Source organism: Streptomyces sp. Y309, from assembly GCF_056712025.1.
In genome coordinates this window covers 193609-218972 of sequence record NZ_CM160048.1, presented here as the reverse complement: position 1 = coordinate 218972, position 25364 = coordinate 193609, and the positions used below count along the sequence as shown (strand labels likewise).

Sequence of the window (25364 nt, the reverse complement as noted above, 5' to 3'; positions counted from 1 at the left end):
CCATGAGTACGGCTGTGAAGAGTACGGCTGTGAAGCCCTTCTGGGAACGCTTCGGAGTCTTCGCCGAGTGCCTGCTCACGGGCGTATGGATCACTCTCGCGGCCCTGCCCGTGGTCACGCTGCCCGCGGCGGTCGCCGCCGGGGCCGGGCATCTGCGCCGCGGGCTCGCCCAAGAGGCCTCGACGTGGCGGGAGTTCGTCGCGGACCTGAGGGCGGCCGCCCGGCGCGGCTGGCTCGTGGGGGTGGCCGCGGTGGGGGCGCTCGTCCTGCTGTGGGTGGATCTGTCGGCCGTACGCGCGGGGCTGCCCGGTGGTCCGTTCGTCGGCGCGGTCGGCGTGCTCGCGCTGCTCGGCTCCGTCGTGTGCGGTATGCGCGCCGCCGTGTGCTGGCGGCCCGGGTGCTCGTGGCGGTCGCTGCTCGGGGCGGCGTCCCGGCGTACGGTCCGGGACCCCGCCGGGTCGCTCGTCATCGTGTGCGGGTTCGCCGTCGTCCTGGCCTCCGCCTGGTTCGCGGCACCGCTGGCCGCACCCGCACTGGGCGTCGTCACGGCGGCGGCGCTCGCGGTGGAGCGGCGGCGCGCGCACTCCTGACACGCGCACCTCGCCGAGCGTGCCGCGTGCCTGCTCTCCACCCGTGAATGTCATGCTCATGAAAGGGAACGATGGTGTCTCCGATTCCCCGCAGATCCCTGCTCAAGGCCGCCGCCGCGGCCGGCGCCGCCGCCCAGTTCAGCTGGACGCTCACCAGCGGCCAGGCGCAGGCGGCCCCCCGGCCCGCGGCCGCCGAACCCGCCACCGTCACCTGGCTCGAACCCGGCCGCCTGGGCGCCGCGCCCGGCTCCACCTTCGGCGTGCCCTGGCCCAAGGGCACCCATGACGCGGACACGGCCTTCGCGCTCACCACGGAGGACGGCAAGGGCGTCCCCGTACAGACATGGCCCCTGGCCTACTGGCCGGACGGCTCCCTGAAGTGGACGGCCCACGCGGCCGGTCCGGGGGCGGCGAAGGCCGACCGGTTCACCCTCGCGCCCGGAACCCCGGCACCGTACGACGAGAAGGTCACCGTCACCGAGACCGGTGGCCGGATCACCGTCGACACCGGCGTCATCACCGCGGTCCTCGGCAAGGACGGGCGGCGGCTCGTGCGGTCCGTGACCCGCGGGGGCACCGAGATCGCCGCCGACGGGCGACTCGTGCTGCTGCGCCAGGGCGACCTCGACGACGGCGACACGGGCGGTGCCCGGTGGGAACGCTTCGACGGGGACATCACCGGGACCAAGGTCGAACAGGACGGGCCCGGCCGCGCGGTGGTCCGCATCGACGGCAAGCACCGCAAGGGAGGCCGCAGTTGGCTGCCCTTCAGCATCCGGCTGTACTTCTACGCGGGCGCCGAGTCGTTCCGGATGGTGCACACCCTCACCTACGACGGCGACCAGAAGAAGGACTTCGTCCGCGGCCTCGGCGTGCGCTTCACCGTGCCGATGCGCGACGCCGCGTACGACCGGCACATCCGCATCGCGGGCGAGGGCAAGGGCTTCCTCACAGAGGCGGTCAAGGGCATCACGGGACTGCGCCGCGACCCGGGGGCGGCGGTGCGCGCCGCGCAGGTCAGGGGCGAGAAGCTGCCCGACCCGGCGACCTGGGACCAGCGGGTCACCAGCCGCCTGCAGTACGTCCCCACCTGGGGCGACTACACGCTCGCCCAGCTGTCCGCCGACGGCTTCACGCTGCGCAAGCGCACCAAGCCGGGCCACGGCTGGATTCCCGCGGGCGGCGGCGGCCGTGCGAACGGCTTCGGATACGTCGGCGGGGTCAGCGGCGGACTCTCCTTCGGCCTGCGCGACTTCTGGCAGAAGCACCCCGCCCAGCTGGACATCAGGGGCGCCGCCGGTGACGAGGCCGAGGTCACCCTGTGGCTCTGGTCGCCCGAGGCCCAGCCCATGGACCTGCGCTTCTACCACGATGGCCTCGGCCAGGACACCTACCCCGAGCAGCTCGAAGGCCTCAACATCACCTACGAGGACCACGAACCCGGCTTCGGCACCCCCTACGGCATCGCCCGCACCAGCGAGCTGATGTTCTGGGCCAACACCGCGACTCCGTCGGCCGCGACCCTCCTCGCCCAGTCGGAGGCCGTCCGCACCCCGCCCCAACTCGCCGCCGCCCCCGAGGACCTGGCCCGCGCCCGCGTCTTCGGCGGGCTCTTCGCACCCGTCGACCGCTCCACCCCGGCCAGGGCGAGGATCGAGGACCAGCTCGACGTCCTCTTCACCTACTACAAGGACCAGGTGGAGCAGCGCCGCTGGTACGGATTCTGGGACTACGGCGACATCATGCACACCTACGACACCGACCGGCACCAGTGGCGCTACGACGTCGGCGGCTACGCCTGGGACAACTCCGAACTCTCGCCCGACCTGTGGCTGTGGTACGCCTACCTGCGCTCGGGCCGCGCCGACGTCTTCCGCTTCGCCGAGGCCATGACGCGGCACACCGGCGAGGTCGACGTCTACCACCTCGGCGAGTGGGCCGGGCTCGGCACCCGGCACGGCGTCCAGCACTTCGCGGACAGCGCCAAGCAGCAGCGCATCTCCACCGCCGTCTACCGCCGCGCCTACTACTACCTCACCGCCGACGAGCGGACCGGCGACCTCATGCGGGCCCTCGTCGACTCGGACGAGACGTTCCTCGTCCTCGACCCGCTCCGCAAGATCCGCACCGAGCCGTACGAGCCCGACCCGCACGCCCTGTCCATCGGTTTCGGCACCGACTGGAGCGGCCTCGCCGCGGCCTGGCTCACCGAGTGGGAACGCAAGGGCCCGAAGGCCGCGAAGGCCGAGGCACGCCTGCGCTCCACCATGAAGACCATCGCCGCGCAGCCCAACGGCTTCGTGCAGGGCAGCGGCCTGTACGACCTCAGCACCGGGAAGTTCGCGGTCGCGGCCGAACCGAAGGTGGACGTCTCCCACCTGTCGGCGATGTTCGGCCTGGTCGAGATGTGCGCCGAGCTGATCGACCTCGTCGACCTGCCGGACTTCAAGGCCGCCTGGCTGGACTACTGCCGCTTCTTCAACGCGACCAAGGCCGAGCAGAAGGAGCGCTACGGCAAGGACTTCGGCAGCCTCCTGCTGTTCCAGGGCCACTCGCGCCAGGACGCCTACGCGGCCGCCCGCCTGAAGGACGACGAGCTGGCCGCGCGGGCCTGGCGGAAGTTCTACGACAGCGACGGCTACACCCGCTCCATGAGCTGGGAACGCACGAAGCTGGACGGCCCGGACGTCCTGGAACCCGGCTGGGAGCACCCCCGGATCAACACGAACGAGACGGCCCTGTTCGGACTCGCCGCCATCCAGAACCTCGCCCTGATCGGCGACAAGCTCCCCGACTAGCCGAGCTCTCCGACGAGTCGGGCCTCCTCGACCAGCCGGGAGTCCCGACCACCTGAGCCTCCTCGACCAGCCGAGCCGGAAGGACCCCGCACCATGAGACGTGCCCGCATCACGGCCCTCGGCGCCCTCGCCGTGGCCCTGTCCGCCGCCGTTCCCGCCCACGCGGACCCGCCCGAACGCGGGCCGCACCGGGCGCTGCCCGCCTCCTGCACAGGAACCGCGCCGATCGTCTGCCATTTCGACGTCGCCCCCGGCACGTACCGTGTGTCGGCCCTGATCGGCGGGGCAGCGGCGGGGAGCACCGGGATCACGGCGGAGGCCCGCAGGACGCTGCTCGCGCCGACCGTGACGGCGCCGGGCCAGACCCTGCGCCGGACCTTCACCGTGAACGTCCGCGCACCCGAAGGCGAGCCGACGGGACCCGTCGGGAGCCCGGGCCTCGACCTGTACGCCGACGGGTCCGCGCCCCTGCTCACGGAGTTGAGAGTCACGCCTGCACCACTGGCCCCGCAGCTGTTCCTGGCGGGCGACTCGACCGTCTGCGACCAGCCGGCCGCGCCGTACTCGGGCTGGGGACAGCAGCTGCCGCAGTATGCCGACGCGCGTCTTTCTGTCGCCAACTATGCGGACTCGGGGGAGGGGTCCCAGTCCTTCCTGGACAAGCCGGAGCTGTTCCCTGCGCTGCTCTCCGAGCTGCGCAAGGGCGACACGGTCCTGATCCAGCTCGGGCACAACGACAAGCAGACACCGGCCGACGTCTACCGGGCCAACCTGACCGCCATGGCCGAGCGGACCCGGGAGCGCGGCGGCCGCCCCGTGTTCGTCACCCCGGTGGTGCGCCGCTGGTTCAACGCCGACGGCACCCTCGACAACGGCACGGCACTCCACGTCAACGGACTCGGCGTCGACCTGCCCGCCCAGATGCGCGCCCTGGCCGCACAGCTCGACGTGCCCTTGATCGACCTCACGGCGCTCACCAAGCGGCGCGTCGAACAGCTCGGCCCGCAGGCGTCCAAGGCGCTCTACCTGTACGACGAGGCACGGGACAACACGCACACCTCGGTGCGCGGAGCCACCGAGTTCGCCGCCATGGTCCACGCGGAACTGCGCGCCCAAGGCCTCGCGCGGGTTCCGCGTGGCGGCAACTCATCGGCGTACAACAGCAACTGACGGCATGATACTTAGGGGCGGTCAGGGCAGCCGCATCAGGCGACGGATCGTGCCGTGGTAGATCCGCGCACGCGCGGCATCCGTCAGGTCGAGCTCGTCGAGGACGCGGATCGTCTCGCGGATGTACAGCGGGCCGCCCTCGGGGTCGAAGGGGCAGTCGGTGCCGAACAGGACGTGGTCGGTGCCGAAGAAGTCCAGGCCGCACCGGGTGCCGATGGCGGACCCCGACAGCGCGGTGTCGGCGTAGAAGCGGCGGAAGTAGTCCAGCGGTCGGCGCGGCAGCCGCTCGCGGCGCAGGCGCGCGAACTCCTCGCCCGCGGTGCGGCTGCCGAGCTGGTCGCTCCAGCCGAGGCCGATCCTGCCCTCCAGGTACGGGATCATCGCCCCCAGATGATGGGTGATGATCTTGATGTCCGGGTGCCGCTCCAGGAGGCCGGAGAAGACGAGACGGGCCATGGCGACACTGGTCTCGTACGGCCAGCCGAGCGCCCACCAGATCTCGTACGCGGAGGTGTCCTCGGTGGCGTAGTCCGCGAAGGCGGCGCTGCGGGTCGGATGCATCCAGATGGGCAGGTCCCGCCGCGCCATCTCGTCGAAGACGGGCCGGAACGCCGGATCGTCCAGCGGCCGCCCGTTGACGTTGGTGAAGACCTGCACGCCCCGTGCGCCCAAGTCGTCGATGGCGTGGGCGAGTTCGAGCATCGCCGCGTCCGGGTTGTTCATCGGCAGCGAGGCGACGAACGCGGGGAAGCGGTCGGGGTGGCGTTCGCACAGCTCGCGCATCGACGTGTTGGCGAGGCGGGCGAGGGCCGCGGACTCGGCGGGCCCCGCGAGCAGTTCGATCGGAGGTGAGGACAGGGTGAGCACCTGCTGGTAGCCGTCGCCGAACTCGTCCATCATCCGCAGCCGCGCGTCGACGTCGTGCAGCGCGGACAGTTCGAGCCAGCGCTTGAGCGCGCCCGGGTCGACGGCGAGCTCACGCATGCGCGCGAAATACGGCGCGGGCAGGATGTGGCTGTACGCGTCGATCTTGCGGCCGTTCATCGGTATCCCATCGCTGCCGTCCATCGGTGTCCCCTCGTTGCCGTTCATCGGTATCCCCTCGACGTCTTCGGAACCCAGCGGGTGACCCTGCGGTCGACGGCCTGGACCAGGGCGACGGCCCCGAGCGCCACCGCGATCACGACCAGGAGCACGGCGAGGACGCTCGCGCTGTCGAAGCGCCCGCCCGCCTCGGTGACGATGTGGCCGAGGCCCACGACGGCGATGAACATCTCGCCGTTGATCATGCCGGTGACGGCGCGGCCGACGCCGAGCCGCACACCGGCCATGATCATGGGCGCGGCGGCCGGCAGCATGACGCGCAGCAGCACCTGCCCCTCGCCCGCGCCGTAGGAGCGCGCCATCTCGACCAATTGCTTGGGCACGGCCCTGATCGCGGCGGCGGTGTTGACGATGACGACGAACATCGCGTACGTCACCACCACCGCGACGATCGCGCCGCGGCCCGCCCCGAACAGCGAGAAGAAGACCGGCGCGAAGACCAGCGACGGCGCGGTGAGCAGCGCGTACACGTACACGCCGAGCGCGGCCTCGACCTTGCGGAAACGGCCCATGGCCACGCCGACGGCGAGACCGCCGACGAGGGAAACGGCAAGACCGATGGCCAGGTTCACCAGGCTGTCGCGCAGGCCGTCGAGGAGCGGTCCTTCGCCCGTCAGCTCGGCGAGGCGGGCGAGGACCGTAGTGATCGGAGGGAAGAAGGACGCGTCCGCGAGCCGTCCGGTGAGCTCCCAGGCCCCGGCCCCCGCGGCCAGGGCGACCGGCGCGGCCGGGACGTTCACGAAGCGGCTGCGGACCTTCACGACGCCGCCCCGGGCGTTCACGACGCCGCTCCGGACGGGCGGTGTTCCGCGTGCATGGCCCGCAGCCGGTCCCACAAGTACGCCGTGATCTCGGCGTACTCGCCGGACTTCCCGAGGGTTCCGACGTCGCCGGCACGCGGCCGTGGCAGGTCCACGGGCACGATGTCGGCGATCCGCCCGGGGCGGGCGCTCATCAGGACGACGCGGTCGCCGAGGAGCACGGCCTCCTCCATGCTGTGGGTGACGAACACGACGGTCGGCCGGTGCTCCTCCCAGATCGCGAGCAACTCCTCCTGGAGCAGCCGCCGGGTCTGCTCGTCGACCGCGCCGAACGGCTCGTCCATGAGCAGCACCCGGGGCTGTACGGCGAGGGCGCGGGCGATGCCCACGCGCTGCTGCATGCCGCCGGAGAGCTCGCCGGGCAGCTTGGACTCGAAGCCCTTCAGGCCCACCGTGGCGATCAGTGAGCGCGCGCGTTCCTCCCGCTCGGCCCGGCCGACGCCGCGCATCCGCAGGCCGAAGGCGACATTGTCGAGGACGGTCGCCCAGGGCAGCAGCGCGAAGTCCTGGAAGACCACGCTGCGGTCGGGCCCAGGCCCGCGCACCGGTGCGCCGTCGACGTGGATGTCGCCGTCGTCCCAGGGGACGAGCCCGGCGACGGCCTTCAGCAGGGTCGTCTTGCCGCAGCCGCTGGGGCCGAGCACGGTCAGGAACTCCTGCGCGCCCACGTCGAGGTCGACGTCGCGCAGGGCCGCGACGGTGCTGCCGTCCTGTCCGGCGAAGCTCTTGCCCAATCCACGTATCTTGATCACTGGGTGCCCCCTGTCGTCTGCGTACGGGCCCATCGGGTCAGCTTTCGTTCGCCCCACCGCGCGACGGAGATCAGCAGGAGCGCCTCCGCCAGAATGATCACGATGGTGGCGTAGAGCAGCGGCGCCTTGAGCAGGCCGCGGTAGGTGAGGATCAGTCCGCCCAAGCCGTCGGAGACCATGAGCAGTTCGACGATGACCATGCCGGTGACCGCACGGCCGATGCCGAGCCGCACACCGGTCATGATCGCCGGGAGGGCGCCGGGCAGCAGGATCCGCGCCCAGATCTGCCGCTCGCCGGCACCGAACGAGCGGGCCATCTCGATGAGCGAGGGGTCCATCTGCCGGACGCCGGTACGGCTGTTCACCACCACCATCACGATCGAGAAGACGGCGACGAGCAGGACCCGCGAGGCGAGGCCGACCCCCACCGACATGACGAGCAGCGGAATGATCGCCGCCATCGGCGTGACGAGCAGGATGTTGAGGTAGACGTCGGCGTACCGCTCGACGAGCCGGAACCGGCCCAGGAGGATCCCCGCGGGGACACCGGCGACGACGGCGATGCCGAAGCCGAGCGCCAGCGCCTGGTTGCTGACGTACAGAGCCCGCCACAGCTCCGCCTCGCCGAGCAGGTCGACCGTGGCGCGGGCCGTCTCGGCGAAGCCGGGCAGGAGCAGTCCGCCCCGCTCTCGGGCGTAGAGCTCCCAGCCCGCGGCGAAGACCGCGAACGTCAGGAGCTGGTAGGGCCAGTTGGCGTCGAGGATCCGCCGCAGCGGCGCCCGGGGCGTCGGCAGGGCCCTCATGCCGCCTGCCGCACGAGGCTTCATGCCGCCTCCCGCACGAGGCTTCATGCCGCCTCCCGCACGAAGCTGAGGTCGGCCGCGTCCCGCGCGGTCATGCCCCGTCCGATCACGCCGGCGCGGGCGAAGAAGTCGATGGTGCCCTGCACGTTCCGCCGTGTCAGGGCCGCCGCGTCGAAGAGCTTCGCGTCGCTGTACCGGCGGGCGACGCGGGCCACGTCCTCCTGGTCCTCCTCCGGCAGGTAGGTGTCCACCAGGTCCACGAGGTGCTGGGGGTCGGCGTTGATCCTGGCGTGCTCCCGCACCAGGGCGGTGACGAACGCCTGGGCCACGGCGCGGTGTTCGGAGAGGAACGAGGAGTTCGCGTACACGGTCTGCGGATGCAGGTCCGGTAACGTCTCGGCGAAGTCGACGACCTTGGTGAGGCCGGACGTGCCCGACGACTCCAGGGCGACCGCGTCGGAGATCTCCAGCGGCGTCGCGTCGATCTCCCCCGAGGCGAGGGCCTGGGCGCGCACGTCCGAGCCGCCGATCGTGAGGTAGCGGGGGCGCTCGCCCGCACCGCACTCGGCGCCCACCCAGTCCTTGGCGATGGCGGTCGCCACCGCGCCCTGGCTGAAGATCCCGAACGGGCGGCCTTCCAGGTCAGGGCAGGACGTGATGCCGGGCCTGCCGTAGAGCGCCCACTGGTTGCCGACGGCATCGGCGATGATCTTGATGGGGGCGCCTTGCTCGATGGCGCTGAGCGCCGGGCCCGTCGCCTCCGCCGAGATCGCGTAGTCGCCCTTGGCGAGGCCCTCGACGGCCAGCTCGGGCTCGGCCAGTTCGACGACATCGACCTCGTGCCCCTCGCGGCGGAGGGCGTCGAGGGCCGCCAGGATCGGCACGGTCGTGAGGTCCGGTTCAACGATCGCCACGGTGAACGAGAGCGTTCCGTCCGCTCGGGTGTGGGTGCCCGTGCCGCCGCAGGCGGTGGCGGTCGCGGTCACCAGGGACAGGACCGCGGCGGTGGTGAGCCGTTTCGCACGAGTCCAGGCGTGTGGATGTTTCCAGGCGCGCATGGCCTTCTCCAAGGTCATTGGTTAGGAAAACGTCTTCCTTTCGGGGGATGCTAGCGACTCGGGACGCGGAATCGTCAAGTCCCAAGTCCGGCTAATCGCCCGTTAGTTGCGCGCGGGCGTTGCGAATCGGCTGTGACCTGTGGCAAGTTGAGGAAAACGTTTCCCAGATCTGTGAGGGTGGGCTGTGAGTTCACTGGTGGACGTCGCCAGGGAGGCCGGCGTGGCCGTCGCCACCGCGTCGCGAGTGCTGAGCGGATCCGACCATCCCGTCGCGGCCAGGACGCGCGCCAAGGTCCTGGCGGCCGCCGAGAAGCTGGAGTATTCGCCGAGCGCCCTGGCGCGCGCGATGGTCTCGCCCCACAGCGGCCTGGTCGGCGTCCTGGTGAGCGACATCGTCAACCCGTACTTCGCCGTCATCGCCCGCGGCGTGGATGACGTGGCGACGCGCGCCGGTTACGTCACCATGCTGTCCAACGTCGACCGGCGCACCGACACGGAGATCGGCCGGTTGCAGGCCATGCGGGACTACCGCGCCGCCGGAGTGATCTTCGCGGGCAGCGGCTACGTCGACGACCCGCGGATGCCGGACCTCGTCAAGGCTGTCCGCCGGGCGCGGGAGCAGGGCATCCGGGCCGTGTCGCTCGCCGACCGCGACCTCGGCTGCCCGACGATCACCGTCGACAACCGCGCCGCCGCCCACGACGTCACCGATCACCTCGTCTCGCTCGGCCACCGCCGGATCGCGTTCATCGAGGGACCGCCCGGCATGACCGTCACCCAGCAGCGCCGGGACGGATTCCTCGCCGCTATGAGCGCCGCGGGCCTCGCCGGGAGCGCGCACTGCGTGCCGGGCGGCTTCGATTTCGAGGCCGGGCACGCCGCGGCCGTGCGGCTCGCCGCGCGCCCGCCGCTGCCCGACGCCGTCCTCGCGGCCAACGACGAGGTCGCGGTCGGCGCGCTGAGCGCCCTGCGGCAGGCGGGCATCGACGTGCCCGGTGAGATCTCCGTCGCGGGCATCAACGACCTCAGGGTCGCCCAGCACGTCGGTCTGACCACGGTGAGCCTTCCGCTGTACGAGATGGGCTCCATGGCCGCCCGGCACATCGTCGAGTCCGCGGCGGGCGAGAACGCGGACGACGCCCCGACCACCACGCTCAGCCACCGGCTCGTTCCCAGGGAAACCACGGCCCGCCGCACATCGACCAGGTGACGGCGCCTCACTCGTTCGGCATCACGAACCCCCCTGTTCGGCATCACGAACCCAAGTCCCGTCTTTGTGCGATGCGTTGACGTGCCCTCCCACGCTGCCTAAGTTGCCGTTCGTAATCCTGATCGATGTCTGAAATCTCGAACATGGCAGAGGTGGACATGGCACGCAGACAATGGAGAATCGGGCTCACCCTGGGGGCGTTGGGGTCCCTGATTGCGGGGACGCTCGCCGTGAGCCCCGGCGCGGCGGCCGACCGGTCCGACCGGGCGGCCCCGGTCGACTACACGATCGACGTCGACGCGGCTCGCACCGGCCCGAAGATCGACGACTCGATGTACGGCGTGTTCTACGAGGACATCAACCGCGCGGCCGACGGCGGCCTGTACGCCGAGCTGGTCCGCAACCGCTCCTTCGAGTTCGACAAGGCCGACAACGCCTCCTATACGCCGCTGACGTCCTGGCAGGCCTCCGGCACCGCCAAGGCCGTGAACGACGGCGGCCGCCTCAACGCGCGCAACCGCAACTACCTGGCCCTGAGCGGCGGTTCGTCCGTCACCAACTCCGGGTACAGCGCCGGGATCGCCGTGGAGAAGGGCAAGCGGTACGACTTCTCCGTGTGGGCCCGCGCCGACCAGGCCGCGACCCTGACGGTCTCCCTGCGCGACGCGGCGGGCGATCTGGCCACCGCCCGGCGGGTCACCGCGCGCGGCGGCTGGGCCAAGTACACGGCTACGTTCACCGCCAACCGCACGTCCACCACGGGCCGCCTCACGGTCGCGGCCGACCGTGCCGCCGCCCTCGACATGGTCTCGCTCTTCCCCCGCGACACCTACAAGGGCCGGGCGAACGGCCTGCGCAAGGATCTCGCGGAGAAGGTCGAGGCCCTGAAGCCCGGCTTTCTGCGCTTCCCCGGCGGCTGCCTGGTCAACACCGGCAGCCACGAGGGGTACGACGAGCAGTCCAACTGGCAGCGCAAGCGCTCCTACCAGTGGAAGGACACCGTCGGCCCGGTCGAGCAGCGTGCCGTCAACTCCAACTTCTGGGGCTACAACCAGAGTTACGGGCTCGGCTACTACGAGTACTTCCAGTTCGCCGAGGACATCGGCGCGATGGCGCTGCCCGTCGTGCCCGCCCTGGTCACCGGCTGCGGCCAGAACAAGGTCACGGACGACCCGGCCCTGCTCAAGCGCCACATCCAGGACACCCTCGACCTCATCGAGTTCGCCAACGGCCCCGTCACCAGCACGTGGGGCAAGAAGCGCGCCGAGATGGGCCACCCCAAGCCGTTCGGCCTCACGCACCTGGAAGTCGGCAACGAGGAGAACCTGCCGGACGAGTTCTTCGCCCGCTTCAAGCAGTTCAGGGCCGCCATCGAGGCGAAGTACCCCGACATCACGGTGATCTCCAACTCCGGTCCCGACGACGCGGGTGCGACCTTCGACCGGGCCTGGCAGCTCAACCGCGAGGCGAACGTCGCCATGGTCGACGAGCACTACTACAACAGCCCGCAGTGGTTCCTGGAGAACAACGGGCGCTACGACTCCTACGACCGCAAGGGCCCTAAGGTCTTCCTCGGTGAATACGCCTCACAGGGCAACAAGTTCTCCAACGCCCTTGCGGAAGCGGCGTTCATGACCGGCCTCGAACGCAACGCCGACGTCGTGAAGCTCGCCTCGTACGCCCCGCTGTTCGCGCATGAGGACGACGTGCAGTGGAAGCCCGACATGATCTGGTTCGACAACACCAAGTCGTGGGGCTCGGCCAACTACGAGGTGCAGAAGCTGTTCATGACCAACGCCGGTGACGAGGTGGTCCCGTCCAAGGCCTCCGCCACACCGGGCTCGTCCTCCGGCCCCATCACCGGCGGCGTCGGCCTGTCCACGTGGGCGACCAGCGCCGCGTACGACGACGTGAAGGTCACCGGCGCCGACGGCAAGACCTTGCTGACGGACGACTTCTCGTCCGGTGACGGACAGTGGACCAAGGCGGCGGGCCGCGGCTCCTGGGCGGTCCAGGACGGGGCGTACGTCCAGTCCGACGAGGCCGCCGAGAACACCCTGGTCACCGCGGGCGACAAGGCCTGGCAGAACTACGACCTGAAGGTGAAGGCCACCAAGAAGTCCGGCAAGGAGGGCTTCATGGTCGCCTTCGGCGTCAAGGACACCGGCAACCACTACTGGTGGAACCTGGGCGGCTGGAACAACACCCAGTCCGCCGTGGAGAAGACCGTCGACGGCGCCAAGCAGACGGTGATCCAGGACAACACGAAGATCGAGGCGGGCCGCAGTTACGACCTGGAGGTCAAGGTGCGCGGCCGGCAGGTGACGCTCTTCCTCGACGGCAAGAAGTGGGGCGAGTTCACCGACGACAAGCAGGCCGAGCCGTTCCGCCAGGTCGTCACCCGCGACAAGGCCACCGGCGACCTCATCGTCAAGGTCGTCAACGCCCAGGCGTCCGAGGCCCGTACGAAGGTCGGCCTCGGCGGGGCGACCGGAGTCGCGCCCAAGGCACGGGTGACCACCCTGGCCGCGGACCCGGCCGCCGAGAACACCAAGGAGACCCAGCCGGTCAAACCGGTGACGTCGACGTTCGACGGGGTCGACGACACCTTCTCGTACACCTTCCCGGCGCACTCGGTGACCTTCATGAGGATCAAGACCGAGTGACCGGCCGAGTGACCGGCAAAGTGCGCTGACCGGGGATGCGGGGTGCGTCCCCCTCACGCACCCCGCATCCTCCGGTGCTCAGCGCCACCTGATGGACGAGGCCTCGTCCTCCATCGCGCCCATGTCCTCCATGCTGCTGTGGTAGCTGGTGCGCGCTCCGCGGTGGTTGGGGTGCTCGTAGTAGTTCGCCTGGCAATTGGAGTCGCCGATGAAGGACGACACCCGGTCGTCCCACTCCGAGGAGACCGAGTCGATGTCGTCGAGCTCGTACTCCACGCCTGTGTCGTCGTCGCACGGGCCGTCCCCGCCAGTGATGATCATGTCCGCCCCGTCGAAGCCCGGGTGCTGGAACGACACGGAGAGAATGGGGTTGGCGGTGGCGGACGTGGCGGACAACGCCTCGCGGTGGCTGCCGAAGCAGTCCACGGACGTGACCTCCGACGTTTTGTGCAAGGTGACCACACAGGTCTGATCCGCCCGGCCGTCCGCTGCCGCGGCGTCTTGGGAGGCGTACGCGGGTGAAGCGAACGCGGCGCCGAGGAAGAGCGCGGCAATGGGCGCTCCGGCTCTCTTGACGAGTCCGGCTCTCTTGGTGAGGTGGATGGACGTCATGGGACAACCCCCGTCTGTGGAAGAAAGTTGGGCTGTAAGGGGCAGCACGCTAAGAGGTCCGGGCGCCGCGCGCCATGTCACGCGTGCACAACCTCCCGGCCCCGCGCCGCAACGGCGCACAGGGGGCCGTCGCGGCGCGGAAGCCGTGCACAACGGGACGTGCGCGCCCGCTCACCCGTGCACAGGCAGCTTCAGATCGCCCCTCGCGTGCAGGGCGAACGCGAGCGGACGCACCCCGCCCAGTACGTGATCGTCCTCGTCCGGCCGGTCGGGCCCGTCGAGGCCCGCCGTCAACTCGCGCTGGATCAGCGGCGCGGCGGCCCGCAGATGGCCGCGCACCGTCACGGGCGACAGGCCGAGCGCGGCGGCCGTCCGTTCCGTATGGGTGTCGTTCTCCAGCCAGCTGCGCAGCGTGCGCAGGAGATCGCGGCGGTCGGCCGCCAGCGGCCCGAGGAAGGACTCGGCCCAGGCCCGCACCTCGGGCCCGGACACCATCGCGTGGAAGTCGGCGGCCGGATCGGCCGAGACGTCGTCGTGCCCGTACTTGAGGACGATCTTGAGGGCCGTGGAGGCGACCACCTGGGTCAGGACGCGGCCGCGGTCGAGGCCGAGCAGGTCGAAGGCGGTGTTGACGCGGTGCGCCACCGTGTTCCGGTGAATGCCGAGAAGGCGGCCCGCGGCCTTGTTCTGGAACTCCAGGCCGAGGTCGAGCGTGTGCAGGAGCTGATCGCGGCGGCCCGTCGGAAGGCTGAGGACCGGGCGCAGGAGGGTTCCCGCCCAGCGGCGCGCGGTCCGCGGGGGCAGGACGTCCACGAGGGTGGCCCGCTCCTCGGCGAGCGTCACGCGTCCGGGCGACCGCCGGGCCGTCGCCAGGGCCGCGGCCGCCTCGGTGTAGGCGTCCGCGACGTCGGCCGACGGGTGTTCGCGGCTGCCGCTCATCGCGTGCCGGGGCCGGGCCGCGACGATCCGGCGCAGCGCCTCGCGCACGTCGCGGTCGGCGTCGTGCGCCCGATGCGAAGGGGCCACCGCGATCAGGTGGTTGAAGGCCGGGCACCGGGCGAGCAGCACCCGGTCGGCGACGGCGCTCTCGCACTGCCTGAGCGTGACCTCCCGGTCCTCGCCCGCGCAGTCGATGACGTACACGCGCACGTGCTCCGCCGCGAGGAGCCCCGGCGCGATCGGTGCCATGACCCGCTGGGCGGCGCTCTCCTCGCCGACCAGGAGCAGCTGGAGGGCGCTCAGTCGTACGGCACGCCCGGCGTCGGCGACCCGGTCCTGGAGGCGGGCCTGGTCGATCAGGCCGAGGGCCTTGGCCGCGTGCCGCACCAGGTCGGTGCCGAAGTCGTCGAACGGGTGGCGCGCGGCCACCGAAAGGACCGCGTCGGCCCCTGGGGTGGCCAGCGGGACGAGCCGGGAGTGCGGCGGCGATTCCGCTGCCGTCCTGGAGGCCGCCGGGCCCGCGGCCGTCGTGGCGGGCGACGGGTGCGCGGCCTGCTGGGCGAGCAGGGGAGCGAGGGTGCCGGGCGCGGTCTCCGGGGAGGCGGCGAGGATGCCTCGCTGCGGGTCGCTGACCAGGACCTCGGCCTCCAGGGCGGCCGCCAGCCAGTCGGTGACCCGCTGCAGCGCGCCCGCGTCCGCGTCGGCGAGCCGCTCCGGAAGCCGGTTCAGGAGCGCGGTGAGCTGGTCCGCGTGCCGCTCGGCGTGCCGGTAGTGGTACGCACGCAGGGCGGGGCTCAGCTCCCGCCAGGCCTGGAGCGACTTCGTCGTGGTCAGCAGCGCCACATCGAGGCGGGCGGCCGCGGTGCGGATCTCCAGCGGCACGGCACTCGCCCCGTGCCGCTCGGCGGCCACCACGAGACCGGCGGCCCGCTGCCGCGACAGCTCGCGCAGTAATCGCTCGCCGGCGGCCTCGGCCGTTCGTGCGCCGGCGGGCTGCCCGGGCACGGCGATCACCACCAGGACGTCTCGTACGTCGCCGAACCGCTGCCCGCTCTCCGCACCGCCCCCGCTCCAGTCGCCGCCCGTGAGGACGCGCACCCCGTCCACCGGCCGGTCGGCGGCAGCCCGGCTCCCCGAGACGAGACGGAGACAGAAGTCGGGTTCGCCGCACATGCTGCCCAACGTGAGCATCGCTTCCCTCCCACAGCTGTGTCGCGAGCACGAAGCGCTCACCCGGGCTCGCCCTGCTCACCTTCGGCTACGCGGGCCCTTAACACTCAACTGCCCCGGCAGTACGGTCAGTTACGTATGGGAGCGCTCCCACTTCTCGGCCCTGTCCTCCGTCATGTTCCCCCCATTCGAGCCGAAGGGACATCCGTAATGACCTCGAGCACACGGAGACGACGCGTCCTGATCACCCTGCTCGCCGCCCTGCCGGGGCTGAGCCTCTACGCCTTCGCGGGCAGCGCGGAAGCGCACGGCGCGCCCCTCAAGCCCGGCAGCCGCACCTACCTGTGCTGGAAGCACAGCCTCAGCAGCACCGGCGAGATCAAGCCCACCAACCCGGCCTGCAAGGCGGCGCTCGACAAGAGCGGGGCCACTCCGTTCTACAACTGGTTCGCCGTGCTCCGCTCCGACGGGGCGGGGCGCACCGAGGGCTTCATCCCGGACGGCGAGCAGTGCAGCGGCGGCACGGGCGGGCCGTACGACTTCACCGGCTTCAACCTGGCGCGTGACGACTGGCCGTTCACGCATCTGACGGCCGGCGCGCAGATGCAGTTCCGCTACAACGCCTGGGCGGCACACCCGGGTTCGTTCCGCCAGTACGTCACCGCGGACACGTACGACCCGAACAAGCTGCTCACCTGGAACGACATCGAGGACCAGCCGTTCAACACGGTGACCGACCCGCCGCTCGAAGGCAGCGTCGGCACCGAGGACGGCGCCTACGTCTGGACCGGCAAGCTGCCGGAAGGCAAGTCGGGCCGCCACATCATCTACACCGTCTGGGAGCGCTCCGACAGCAAGGAGACCTTCTACAGCTGTGCCGACGTGGAGTTCGACGGCGGCAACGGCGAAGTGGAGGTACCAAAGGGCTAGCCCTTGTGCCGCCCGGGCGGCACCTTCGTGTCCGACCACAAGTGGGAGGAAACGGGGCGGCAACCCGGGCGGCAGCGGTGGCGACTGTCCAGTGGGCCTCCGGTCGGCGGGACACCGGCCCGGGGCCCGGTCCGTCCCCACTCTCGCGCCAGCCGAGGAGTACCACGTGAGCCGCACCAGCCGTACCCGGTCACCCTTCCGACGCCGCACAGCGGCGGCCGTCGTGCCCGCCGCCGCCCTGCTCGCCCTCATGCCGTCGACGGCGTCCGCCTACCCCAACCCCGGCACCGTCACGGGCGACACAAGCGTGCACGACCCGACGATGATCCGTACGTCGGCGGGCAAGTACCTGCTGTACGCCACCGGCGGCGGCATCGGGCACCGCGCGTCCGGTGACCGGATCGCCTTCAAGGGCGGCGCGGACGCGTTCACCAACCGTCCCGGCTGGTGGTCGCGGTACTCGTCCGTGCCCGAAGCCTGGGCGCCCGACATCTCCTTCCACGGCGGCAGATACCTGCTGTACTACTCGGTCTCCCGGTTCGGCTCCAACACGTCCGCGATCGGGCTCGCGACCTCCACCACGGGCGAGCCGGGCAGCTGGACCGACCGCGGCATCGTCTACACCTCGGACTCCGCCAGCGACTACAACGCCATCGACCCGAACCTCTTCGTCGACGACGACGGCACCTGGTGGCTGTCGTTCGGCAGCTGGTGGACCGGCATCAAGATGATCCGCGTCGACCCGGCCACCGGCAAGCAGTACGCGGGCGACACCACCCGGCACTCGCTCGCGTCCCGGCCCACCGGCACCAAGGCCGTCGAGGCTCCGTACGTCGTCAAGCGCGGCGGCTCGTACTACCTGTTCGCGTCGTACGACACCTGCTGTGCGGGCACCGCCTCCACGTACAAGATCAAGGTGGGTCGGGCCGCCAAGCCCACGGGTCCGTACCGCGACAAGAACGGCGTCGCCATGACGAACAACGGCGGCACCCCGGTCCTGGAGTCGCACGGCCGCTTCATCGGCCCCGGCGGCCAGTCCGTGATGAAGGACACGGACGGCGACCTGCTCGTCTACCACTACTACGACGGCCAGGCGGGCGGCACGGCCAAGCTGGGCGTCAACCTCCTCGACTGGAGCACCGGGTGGCCCGTCGCCCGCTGAGCAAGATTTCTGTTATCCGCAAGCGCTTCCCACGACTCCTGAACGACTCCTTCCCCCCAACCACTCAGGAGCCCCCCATGAGCCACGGCAACAAGCACCGCGCCATGAGCCGCCGCACCCTCCTCGGGATCGGCGGCGGCCTCGCCGTCGCGGCCGGAGCGGGCGGCACGCTGGCCGCCCTCTCCGGCGGCGAGGCGGGCGCCGCGGCCACCCCCGAGGCCAAGGCGAAGGTCAAGCGCACCTTCGCCCACCCCGGCATGCTGCACAACGCCGGAGACCTCAACCGCGCCAAGGTGCGGGTCGCCGCCAAGAGCCAGCCCTGGCTGTCCGGCTACGACCGGCTCACCGCCAACGGCCACTCCGCCGCCACCTGGAAGCCCAGCCCCAGGGACACGATCATCCGGGGCGGCGAGGGCCAGAACTACGGCACCCTCTACCGCGACATCCACGCCGCCTACCAGAACGCCCTGCGCTGGAAGGTCACCGGCGCCGCCGCCCACGCCGACACGGCCGTCGCGATCCTCAACGCCTGGTCGGGCACGCTCAAGACGGTCACGGGCAACGCCGACCGGTTCCTCGCGGCCGGGATCTACGGCTGGCAGTTCGCCAACGCCGCCGAGCTGATGCGCGGCTACGCGGGCTTCGACCTGGCCCGCTTCCAGAAGATGATGCTCGACGTCTTCTACCCGATGAACAACCAGTTCCTGAAGGAGCACAACGACGCCTGCATCACCAACTACTGGGCGAACTGGGACCTGTGCAACATGGCCTCCGTCATGGCCATCGGCATCCTCTGCGACGACACCGCCAAGTACGACCAGGCCGTGGCGTACTTCAAGAACGGCGCCGGAAACGGCTCCATCAAGAAGGCCGTGCCCTTCCTGTACGACGACCAGGGCCTCGGCCAGTGGCAGGAGTCGGGGCGCGACCAGGGCCACACCGTCATGGGCATGGGGCAGATGGGCGCGATCTGCGAGATGGCCTGGAACCAGGGCGACGACCTGTACGGCTACGACTCCAACCGCTTCATGAAGGCCGCCCAGTACGTCGCCAAGTACAACCTCGGCCAGAACGTGCCCTTCACCAAGTACACCTGGGGGACGGGGCAGAACTGCGCCTACCGGGAGCACACGGTTGTCTCCGGCACCGGGCGCGGCCAGACCCGCCCGGTGTGGGACATGCTCCACTACCACTACGCGCGCCGCCGGCGCCTGTCCGTGCCGTACATCACCGCCATCGCGGAGAAGGGCCGCGCGGAGGGTGGAGGCGGCGACTACGGCCCCAACAGCGGCGGCTACGATCAGCTCGGCTTCGGCACCCTCGCGTTCGCGAAGTGAAGCAAGTGCGGCAAGCGGGGCAAGTGCGGCACGTGACGTGAAGCAGGGGCAGGAGTCAGTGAGCACAACGCCGAGCGGCCTCGTCCAGGCCGCCGTCGACGGCGACCGCGCGGCCCGCGACGAGCTCCTCGCCGCGCACCTGCCGCTGCTGTACAACATCGTGGGCCGGGCTCTCGACGGGCATCTGGACGTCGACGACGTCGTGCAGGAGACGGTGCTCGACGCCCTGCGCGGGATCGCGGAGCTGCGCGACCCCGCCGCGTTCCGCTCCTGGCTGGTGGCCATCGCGATGCGCCGGATCCGCGACCGCGGCCGGGCCCGCGCCCGGCAGACCCCGCCGCCCGCCGCCACCGCGGCACGGGAGCAGGCCGACCCGGCGGCCGACTTCGTCGGGGAGACCGTCCTGCGACTCGGCCTGGAAGGTCAGCGCAGGGAGGTGGCCGAAGCCACGCGCTGGCTCGACGAGGACGACAGGGAGATCCTCGCCCTGTGGTGGCAGGAAGTCACCGGGCGGCTGACCAGGGCCGAGCTGGCCGCGGCACTCGGTCTCACCCGGCAGCACACCGCCGTGCGGGTCCAGCGGCTCAAGGAGCGCCTGGAGAACGCCCGGGTCCTGGTGCGCGCGCTCGAGGCCGACCCCGGCTGCCGGGAATTGGCCCGCCGCACCACCGACTGGGACGGCAGGCCGGGGTCCGTGTGGCGCAAGCGCATCGCCCGGCATGTGCGGGGGTGCCCGGTCTGCGGCGGGCGGGCCGCCGACCGGGTCCCCGCCGACCGGCTGCTCGCCGGGCTCGCTCTGGTGCCCGTACCCGCCGGGTTCACGCTCGCCGCGCTGCTCAAGGGCGGCTCGGTGGCCGCCGGGCCTTCGGTCCAACTGGCGGGCAGCAGCGGTCTGTTGAAGGGGCTTCTCGCCAAGCCGCTGGTCGTGTCCGCGGCCGGGGCGACCCTGGCGGCCGGGGGCGCCTATGTGGTCCTCGACCAACCGGACGCGCCCCGGCCGCCCCGGGCCACCGCGCCCACCCCCACAGCGAGTACGGCGTCGCCCAGCCCGCGGCCGCCGGTCTCCCGCGCGGCCCCGTCCCGAAAGCCGAGCAAATCCAGCAAACCGGAGAAGTCTTCCGCACCCCGCTACGGCAGCGTCGTCGACGCCCCCGAGCCCGCCCCCGACCCCGGCACGCGCCCCGGCCCGCTGCCCCGGCGCCCCGAGTCGGGCATCACCAGCACGGCCGGCGCGAAGGCGGTCATGGAGCACCGCGGCGACACGGTCACCCTGACCGGCCGCGGCTATGTCCTGGTCCGCTGGCAGCTCGTGCCGTCGGTCGAGCGCGCGGGCCCCCTCGTCATGCCGACCTGGACAGGCCTCGACGGCAAGCTCTTCCACGCCGCGTCCGGTGGCGGCCGCCGCATGGACGACCAGGTGCCGGGCGCGCCCGACCGCCCGCACACCTGGATGGGCTCCAAGGAGACCGGGTTCATCCAACTGCCGCCCGGCGCCCAGCAGATGTGGCAGAACGAGTACTACTACCTCGACGGCACCGTCACCCTGCGCCAGAACGAGCGCGGCGCCGACTACAACCTCGCCGTCATGCCGGTCGACCGGGAATACGTCACCGAGGACCTGCTGCACGCGCCGGACCCGGCACGGGGCATCGTCCGCTACGGCCGGGTCCGCGACACGGGCACCGACGCGGCACCCGTGCCACAGGACCTGGAGCCGGAGCCAGGCGGCTCGGCACGCTGAGAAACGGTGGCCGGACCGGGGGTGGGCGTCACTCGTTCTCGAAGGAAGTGCCGTCCTGCCCGAGCCCCTGCGCCCACTCCTCGACGAGCGCCACCAGCTCCCCGGGGCGCTCCTGGTGCAGGAAGTGCCCGCACTCCCGCCACAGTTCGACACGCGAGCGGCCGTCCGCGCACGCGGAGCGCTCGAAGTCGGCGCCGTCCCGGGACGAGTACACCCCAAGCACGGGGCACCGGCGCCGCGCGAGGTAGGCCCGGGTGGCGGGCCGCAGCCCGAAGGCGTCCCGGGCCAGATACATGCCGTCCCGGCACTCCAACAGCACCCGCGTGTTCATCCCGGCCATCAGCCGCTCCTGCCGCCGACGCGCCTCCCATAGCCCGCCCCCGGGCCCGGACGCGCCGGGCCCGAACGCCTCCCCGACGAACCGCACCGCCCACGCGGCGCCCTCCCGGCGCAGCGCCTCCTGTTCGCCGGGAAGCCGCGCCGCCTCCGCCTCGTCGGCGGCGTACGCGGGGTCGACGACCACCAACCCCCGTACGAGACCGGGATGTTCGACGGCCAGCGCGGTGACGGCCTGACCGCCCATCGAGTGCCCGACGGCGACCACCGGTCCCGCGTCCGCGGCGCGCAGCACCCGTACGAGGTCGGCGGCGAAGTCCCGGGGCCCGTATCCCGTGGCGGGCTTGGGGGACAGGCCGTGGCCGCGCAGGTCGGGGACGATCACACGGTGGGTCCAGTACGGGAAGGTGGGCGCCCAGTCCTGCCCGTCGCCGCCCCAGCCGTGCACCAGGAGCAGGGCGGGGGCGGTGCCGGGGCGGTCGCGGTGGTGGAGGGGGACCGAGCGGCCGGGGAGAGGAACCCGGCGGTCGGGGAGGAGGACCGAGCGGCCGGGGAGCGGGGCCTGACGGCCGGGGCGAGGGACCGGGCCGTCGGGGTGCGTCACGCGGCGCCCGCCGGTGCCGCCGTACTGCCCCGCACAACAAGCCGCGTCGACAGCTCCGTCCGCGTGCCCTCGGGCCGTTCGCCGTCCATGAGCCGCACCAGGAGCCGCAGCGCCGTCGAGGCCATCTCCGACAGCGGCTGGCGGACCGTCGTGAGCGCCGGAGCGGCCCAGCGCGCCTCCGGGAGGTCGTCGAAACCGACCACGCTCACATCGTGCGGAACCCGCAACCCCCGCTCCGCGAGCGCCTCGTACGCACCCAGCGCCATCTTGTCCGAGCACACGAACACCGCCGTCGGGGGTTCGGGCAGATCGAGGAGTTCCAGCATGCGGCGCCGGGCGCGGGTCTCGTCGAAGTCGGCGTGGCGGACGTACGCCGAGCGGGGGCGCAGGCCCGCCGTCGTCAGCGCCCAGCGGTAGCCGGCCACCCGGGCGCTGCTGCACATCTTGTGCCGGTAGCCGCCGATGACCGCCACGCGCTCGTGCCCGAGGGCCAGCAGATGCTCGGTCGCGCTCACCCCGCCCTGCCAGTTCGCCGCGCCCACCGACACCACGCCCGGCGGCGGGTCGGCCACCGGGTCGATCATCACGAACGGGATGCGGTGCTGCTCCAGCCACGCGTACTGCGACGGCGTGAGTTCCGCCAGGTTGAACAGCACTCCGGAGGAGCCGCGCGCGGTGAGCTTGTCGAGCCAGCCGCGCTCGGGCCGGCCGCCGCGCGTCCGGGTCAGGCCCGCCGACACCACGACCTCGAGGCCCGACTCGTGCGCCGCCGCCTCCACCCCGTGCAGGACCGCGCCCGACCAGGAGCTGTCGAGCGAGTGGACGACGAGGTCGACGAGCCCGGACGCCCCGGCCGGTTCGACGCGGCGCCTGCGGACGTAGCCGAGCCGGTCGAGGACCTCGGTGACGCGGCGCCGGGTCTCGGGAGCCACGTCCTCGCGGCCGTTGACCACCTTGGAGGCGGTCGGCACGGACACCCCGGCCGCACGCGCGACGACCGCGAGGGTCGGCCCGCCGGCCGAACTCGCGCCTGGCGTACGGAGCGTCGAGGTCATGCGTCACCTGCCACCGTGAGAGCGAAAGTTTCGAATGCCGTCGCTTACGCGCAGAAAACATTGACCGCGTAGCAACCGGTTCCTACATTAAGGCCGCCTCAACGAACCGTGAAGTCCTCGGTATTCACCGCTGCTGCGTGAGGCGAAAACTTTCGAAATGCCGAACGAGACGGCGGACCGGCGGAACCGGCAGAACCGGCAGAGGGGTAGGGGCATGAATCACCGTGCCATTCAGGGGAGTCGGCGTGCGCGCCGAGGAATGTCCGTCGCGGCCGCGGCGAGCGCCGTCGCCCTGCTCGCCACGGCCTGCGGAGGCGGCACCTCCGGCTCGGGCGACGGCGACATCACGCTGACCGTCACCACCCAGGTCGACTACGGCTACCGCGACCTCTACGAGGAGTACGAGAAGACGCATCCCGGCATCAAGGTCAAGGAAGTCCTCGTCGACGACCTGCCGAGGAAGCTCGTCACCCAGCTCGCCGCCAACCGGGGCGCCGCCGACGTGGTGGGCCTCGGCGACGACACCATCGGCAAGTTCAAGCCCAGCCACCAGCGCTTCCTCAACCTCGCCGAGCACGGCGTGAACAACACCGACGACCCGTGGGCGCAGTGGGCGTACGACTACGGCACCGTGGACGACGGCAAGTACGTCATGGGAATGCGCACCGACATCGGCGGCCTCGGCATCTGCTACCGCACCGACCTGTTCAAGAAGGCGGGCCTGCCGACAGACCCGGAGAAGGTGGGCGCGCTCTGGCCCACCTGGGAGGCGTTCACTACCACCGGCGAGAAGTTCACCGCGAAGGTGCGGGACGCGTCGTTCACCGCGAACACCGGCGATATTTGGGTCGGCATGGGAAACCAGCACAAGGAGACGTTCTTCGCGGAATCCGACGACTCCTTCATCGCCGACAAGAACACCGACCTGAAACGGGACTTCCTGACCGCGGCCGCCATGTCCGAGAAGAAGGTCAGCGGCGGATATCCGCCCTTCACCCCGGAAATGGCCAATGCTCTCAAGACCGGAAAGGCGGCGACGGCGGTCTGCCCGGCGTGGAAGGTCGACCGCACGAAGGAGGCCTCGGGACCGGCCAACGCGGGCAAGTGGTCCGTCGCCCCGGCCCCGCAGGGCGGCAACTGGGGCGGCTCCTACCTCCTCGTACCGAAGCAGAGCAAGCACGCCGAGGAGGCCGTGGAGCTCGCCCGCTGGCTGACGTCGTCGAAGGTCCAGAAGAAGCTCTTCCTGAACAAGGGCTACCTCTCCAGCCACCCGTCCGTCTACAACGACAAGGCGGTGCAGGCCAAGAAGGACCCGTATTTCTCGAACGCCCCCACCGGCGAGATCTTCGCCAAGGCCGCGGACGCCATGAAGCCGATCTACCGCGGCACCAAGGACAGCGATGTCGCGACGGCGTTCATGAACGCGCTGCTCCGCGTCGAGCAGGGCAAGCAGGATCCCGAGGACGCGTGGGACCAGGCGGTCGACGACGCCGAGAAGGTCGCGGGCGAATGAGCCTCACCGAACTGCCCCGCACGGCCGGGGCACCTGACCCCTCGGCCGTGCGGCGGCCACCGCGCCGCACCCGCAGTGGCTGGCGCAGCCGTCTTTCCCGCTTCGACCAGCGCTGGACGCCGTACCTCTTCATCGCCCCGTTCTTCGTGATCTTCGGTGTCTTCGCGGCGTGGCCGCTGCTGTACACCGGCTGGATCTCGTTCCACGACTGGGCGATCATCGACGGGGATCAGGGCTGGACGGGATTCGACAACTACCGGACGCTGTTCGCCGACGAGTACTTCTGGAACGCCCTGCTCAACACCTCGCTCCTGCTCGTCCTCGGCACCGGCGTCCAGCTGTTCGTCGCCCTGTGGCTGGCGAACCTGTTCAACCGCAAGCTCAGCGGCAACGCCTGGTGGCGGGCCGGCGTGGTGCTGCCGCACGTCATCTCCGTCGTCGCCGTCTCGCTCGTCTTCGCGCAGCTCTACGGCTTCAACACCGGGCTCGTCAACGACGCCCTCGGCCTGCTCGGCATCGACCGCGTCAACTGGCAGGCCAACCGCTGGTCCGCGATCCTCGCCATCTCCACCGTCATCATCTGGCGCTGGGCGGGCTACTTCGCGCTGATCTTCCTCGCCGCGATGCAGAGCGTCCCCCGCGAACTGACCGAGGCCGCCATGCTCGACGGCGCGTCCAGGCGGCGCATCTTCTGGTCGATCACCGTGCCCGGCATCCGCCCCACCATCATCTTCGCGGTCATCACGTCGACGATCGGCGGCATGCAGACCTTCACCGAACCCCAGCTCTTCGACCCGCAGACCACGGAGGGCACCGGCGGCAGCGACCGGCAGTTCCAGACGCTGATGATGTACCTCTACGAGAAGGGGTTCCGCGAGTTCAACGCGGGCTACGCCGCCACGCTCGCCTGGGTGATGTTCCTGCTGATCGCGATCGTCTCCGGCATCAACTACGCGCTGTCGCGGCGCATCGCATCGAAGGACTGACGACGCC

Annotated in this window: 19 protein-coding genes and 1 pseudogene; 11 read left to right on the top strand and 9 right to left on the bottom strand. The window is 71.2% G+C overall.

Going from position 1 to position 25364, the window contains the following annotated elements:
- Positions 1-2: 2 nt before the first annotated feature.
- The 3 genes from AC0KTA_RS00925 (at position 3) to AC0KTA_RS00915 (ending at position 4558) form a co-directional block, all read left to right on the top strand.
- Positions 3-590: a hypothetical protein gene (locus tag AC0KTA_RS00925; protein ID WP_481053150.1), complete on the top strand. Its 588-nt coding sequence runs from the start codon at positions 3-5 to the stop codon at positions 588-590.
- Between the two features lie 74 nt (positions 591-664).
- Entirely contained in the window at positions 665-3388 is a 2724-nt protein-coding gene (locus tag AC0KTA_RS00920) for an exo-rhamnogalacturonan lyase family protein (RefSeq protein ID WP_481056724.1), read from the top strand.
- A gap of 93 nt (positions 3389-3481) precedes the next feature.
- Positions 3482-4558 carry a rhamnogalacturonan acetylesterase gene (locus AC0KTA_RS00915; RefSeq protein ID WP_481053149.1) on the top strand — a complete coding sequence of 359 codons (1077 nt, stop codon included), beginning with the start codon at positions 3482-3484 and terminating at the stop codon, positions 4556-4558.
- Positions 4559-4579: 21 nt separating this feature from the next.
- Here AC0KTA_RS00915 and AC0KTA_RS00910 read toward each other — a convergent pair whose 3' ends face one another.
- Genes AC0KTA_RS00910 through AC0KTA_RS00890 form a run of 5 tightly spaced genes read right to left on the bottom strand, consistent with a single transcriptional unit; the run spans position 4580 to position 9096 of the window.
- Positions 4580-5650: an amidohydrolase family protein gene (locus tag AC0KTA_RS00910; RefSeq protein WP_481053148.1), complete on the bottom strand. Its 1071-nt coding sequence runs from the start codon at positions 5648-5650 to the stop codon at positions 4580-4582.
- The gene (locus AC0KTA_RS00905; protein WP_481053147.1) at positions 5647-6444 is read right to left on the bottom strand and encodes an ABC transporter permease; all 798 of its coding nucleotides are present in this window, start codon (positions 6442-6444) and stop codon (positions 5647-5649) included. Before AC0KTA_RS00905 ends, AC0KTA_RS00910 begins: the two co-directional genes overlap by 4 nt.
- Positions 6441-7235, bottom strand: coding sequence for an ABC transporter ATP-binding protein (locus AC0KTA_RS00900; RefSeq protein ID WP_481053146.1), 795 nt, complete (start codon positions 7233-7235; stop codon positions 6441-6443). Before AC0KTA_RS00900 ends, AC0KTA_RS00905 begins: the two co-directional genes overlap by 4 nt.
- Positions 7232-8062 carry an ABC transporter permease gene (locus AC0KTA_RS00895; RefSeq protein WP_481053145.1) on the bottom strand — a complete coding sequence of 277 codons (831 nt, stop codon included), beginning with the start codon at positions 8060-8062 and terminating at the stop codon, positions 7232-7234. Before AC0KTA_RS00895 ends, AC0KTA_RS00900 begins: the two co-directional genes overlap by 4 nt.
- A gap of 20 nt (positions 8063-8082) precedes the next feature.
- The gene (locus AC0KTA_RS00890) at positions 8083-9096 is read right to left on the bottom strand and encodes an ABC transporter substrate-binding protein (RefSeq protein WP_481053144.1); all 1014 of its coding nucleotides are present in this window, start codon (positions 9094-9096) and stop codon (positions 8083-8085) included.
- A gap of 184 nt (positions 9097-9280) precedes the next feature.
- Here AC0KTA_RS00890 and AC0KTA_RS00885 point away from each other — a divergent pair, with 184 nt between their 5' ends.
- Both AC0KTA_RS00885 and AC0KTA_RS00880 read left to right on the top strand, forming a co-directional pair.
- Positions 9281-10306, top strand: coding sequence for a LacI family DNA-binding transcriptional regulator (locus tag AC0KTA_RS00885; RefSeq protein ID WP_481053143.1), 1026 nt, complete (start codon positions 9281-9283; stop codon positions 10304-10306).
- Positions 10307-10464: 158 nt separating this feature from the next.
- Entirely contained in the window at positions 10465-12972 is a 2508-nt protein-coding gene (locus AC0KTA_RS00880) for an alpha-L-arabinofuranosidase C-terminal domain-containing protein (RefSeq protein ID WP_481053142.1), read from the top strand.
- A 78-nt stretch (positions 12973-13050) separates the two neighbouring features.
- On the opposite strand, the gene AC0KTA_RS00875 is transcribed toward AC0KTA_RS00880, so the two are convergent.
- Together AC0KTA_RS00875 and AC0KTA_RS00870 are read right to left on the bottom strand one after the other, a co-directional pair.
- Positions 13051-13584, bottom strand: a complete 534-nt coding sequence (locus AC0KTA_RS00875) for a peptidase inhibitor family I36 protein (RefSeq protein ID WP_481053141.1) — start codon at positions 13582-13584, stop codon at positions 13051-13053.
- A gap of 171 nt (positions 13585-13755) precedes the next feature.
- Positions 13756-15696: a helix-turn-helix domain-containing protein gene (locus tag AC0KTA_RS00870; RefSeq protein WP_481053140.1), complete on the bottom strand. Its 1941-nt coding sequence runs from the start codon at positions 15694-15696 to the stop codon at positions 13756-13758.
- Positions 15697-15903: 207 nt separating this feature from the next.
- Between AC0KTA_RS00870 and AC0KTA_RS00865 the strand changes: the two are divergent.
- From AC0KTA_RS00865 to AC0KTA_RS00850, 4 genes and pseudogenes are all read left to right on the top strand, one after another.
- A pseudogene (locus AC0KTA_RS00865) lies at positions 15904-16605 on the top strand (lytic polysaccharide monooxygenase auxiliary activity family 9 protein); the annotation flags it as partial.
- Positions 16606-16873: 268 nt separating this feature from the next.
- Entirely contained in the window at positions 16874-17785 is a 912-nt protein-coding gene (locus AC0KTA_RS00860) for an arabinan endo-1,5-alpha-L-arabinosidase (protein WP_481056723.1), read from the top strand.
- 77 nt (positions 17786-17862) lie between these two features.
- Positions 17863-19122 carry an alginate lyase family protein gene (locus AC0KTA_RS00855; RefSeq protein WP_481053139.1) on the top strand — a complete coding sequence of 420 codons (1260 nt, stop codon included), beginning with the start codon at positions 17863-17865 and terminating at the stop codon, positions 19120-19122.
- A gap of 58 nt (positions 19123-19180) precedes the next feature.
- Positions 19181-20863 carry an RNA polymerase sigma factor gene (locus AC0KTA_RS00850; protein ID WP_481053138.1) on the top strand — a complete coding sequence of 561 codons (1683 nt, stop codon included), beginning with the start codon at positions 19181-19183 and terminating at the stop codon, positions 20861-20863.
- A 28-nt stretch (positions 20864-20891) separates the two neighbouring features.
- Here the strand turns inward: AC0KTA_RS00850 and AC0KTA_RS00845 are convergent, their stop codons facing one another.
- Together AC0KTA_RS00845 and AC0KTA_RS00840 are read right to left on the bottom strand one after the other, a co-directional pair.
- Positions 20892-21803, bottom strand: coding sequence for an alpha/beta fold hydrolase (locus tag AC0KTA_RS00845; protein ID WP_481053137.1), 912 nt, complete (start codon positions 21801-21803; stop codon positions 20892-20894).
- Positions 21800-22858 carry a LacI family DNA-binding transcriptional regulator gene (locus tag AC0KTA_RS00840; RefSeq protein ID WP_481053136.1) on the bottom strand — a complete coding sequence of 353 codons (1059 nt, stop codon included), beginning with the start codon at positions 22856-22858 and terminating at the stop codon, positions 21800-21802. The genes AC0KTA_RS00845 and AC0KTA_RS00840 overlap by 4 nt, the downstream gene beginning before the upstream one ends.
- A 214-nt stretch (positions 22859-23072) precedes the next feature.
- Between AC0KTA_RS00840 and AC0KTA_RS00835 the strand changes: the two genes are divergently transcribed.
- The gene (locus AC0KTA_RS00835) at positions 23073-24371 is read left to right on the top strand and encodes an extracellular solute-binding protein (protein ID WP_481053135.1); all 1299 of its coding nucleotides are present in this window, start codon (positions 23073-23075) and stop codon (positions 24369-24371) included.
- Complete coding sequence (locus tag AC0KTA_RS00830; RefSeq protein WP_481053134.1) at positions 24368-25357, top strand: carbohydrate ABC transporter permease; 990 nt, start codon at positions 24368-24370, stop codon at positions 25355-25357. The genes AC0KTA_RS00835 and AC0KTA_RS00830 overlap by 4 nt, the downstream gene beginning before the upstream one ends.
- The last annotated feature ends 7 nt before the right edge of the window (positions 25358-25364 follow it).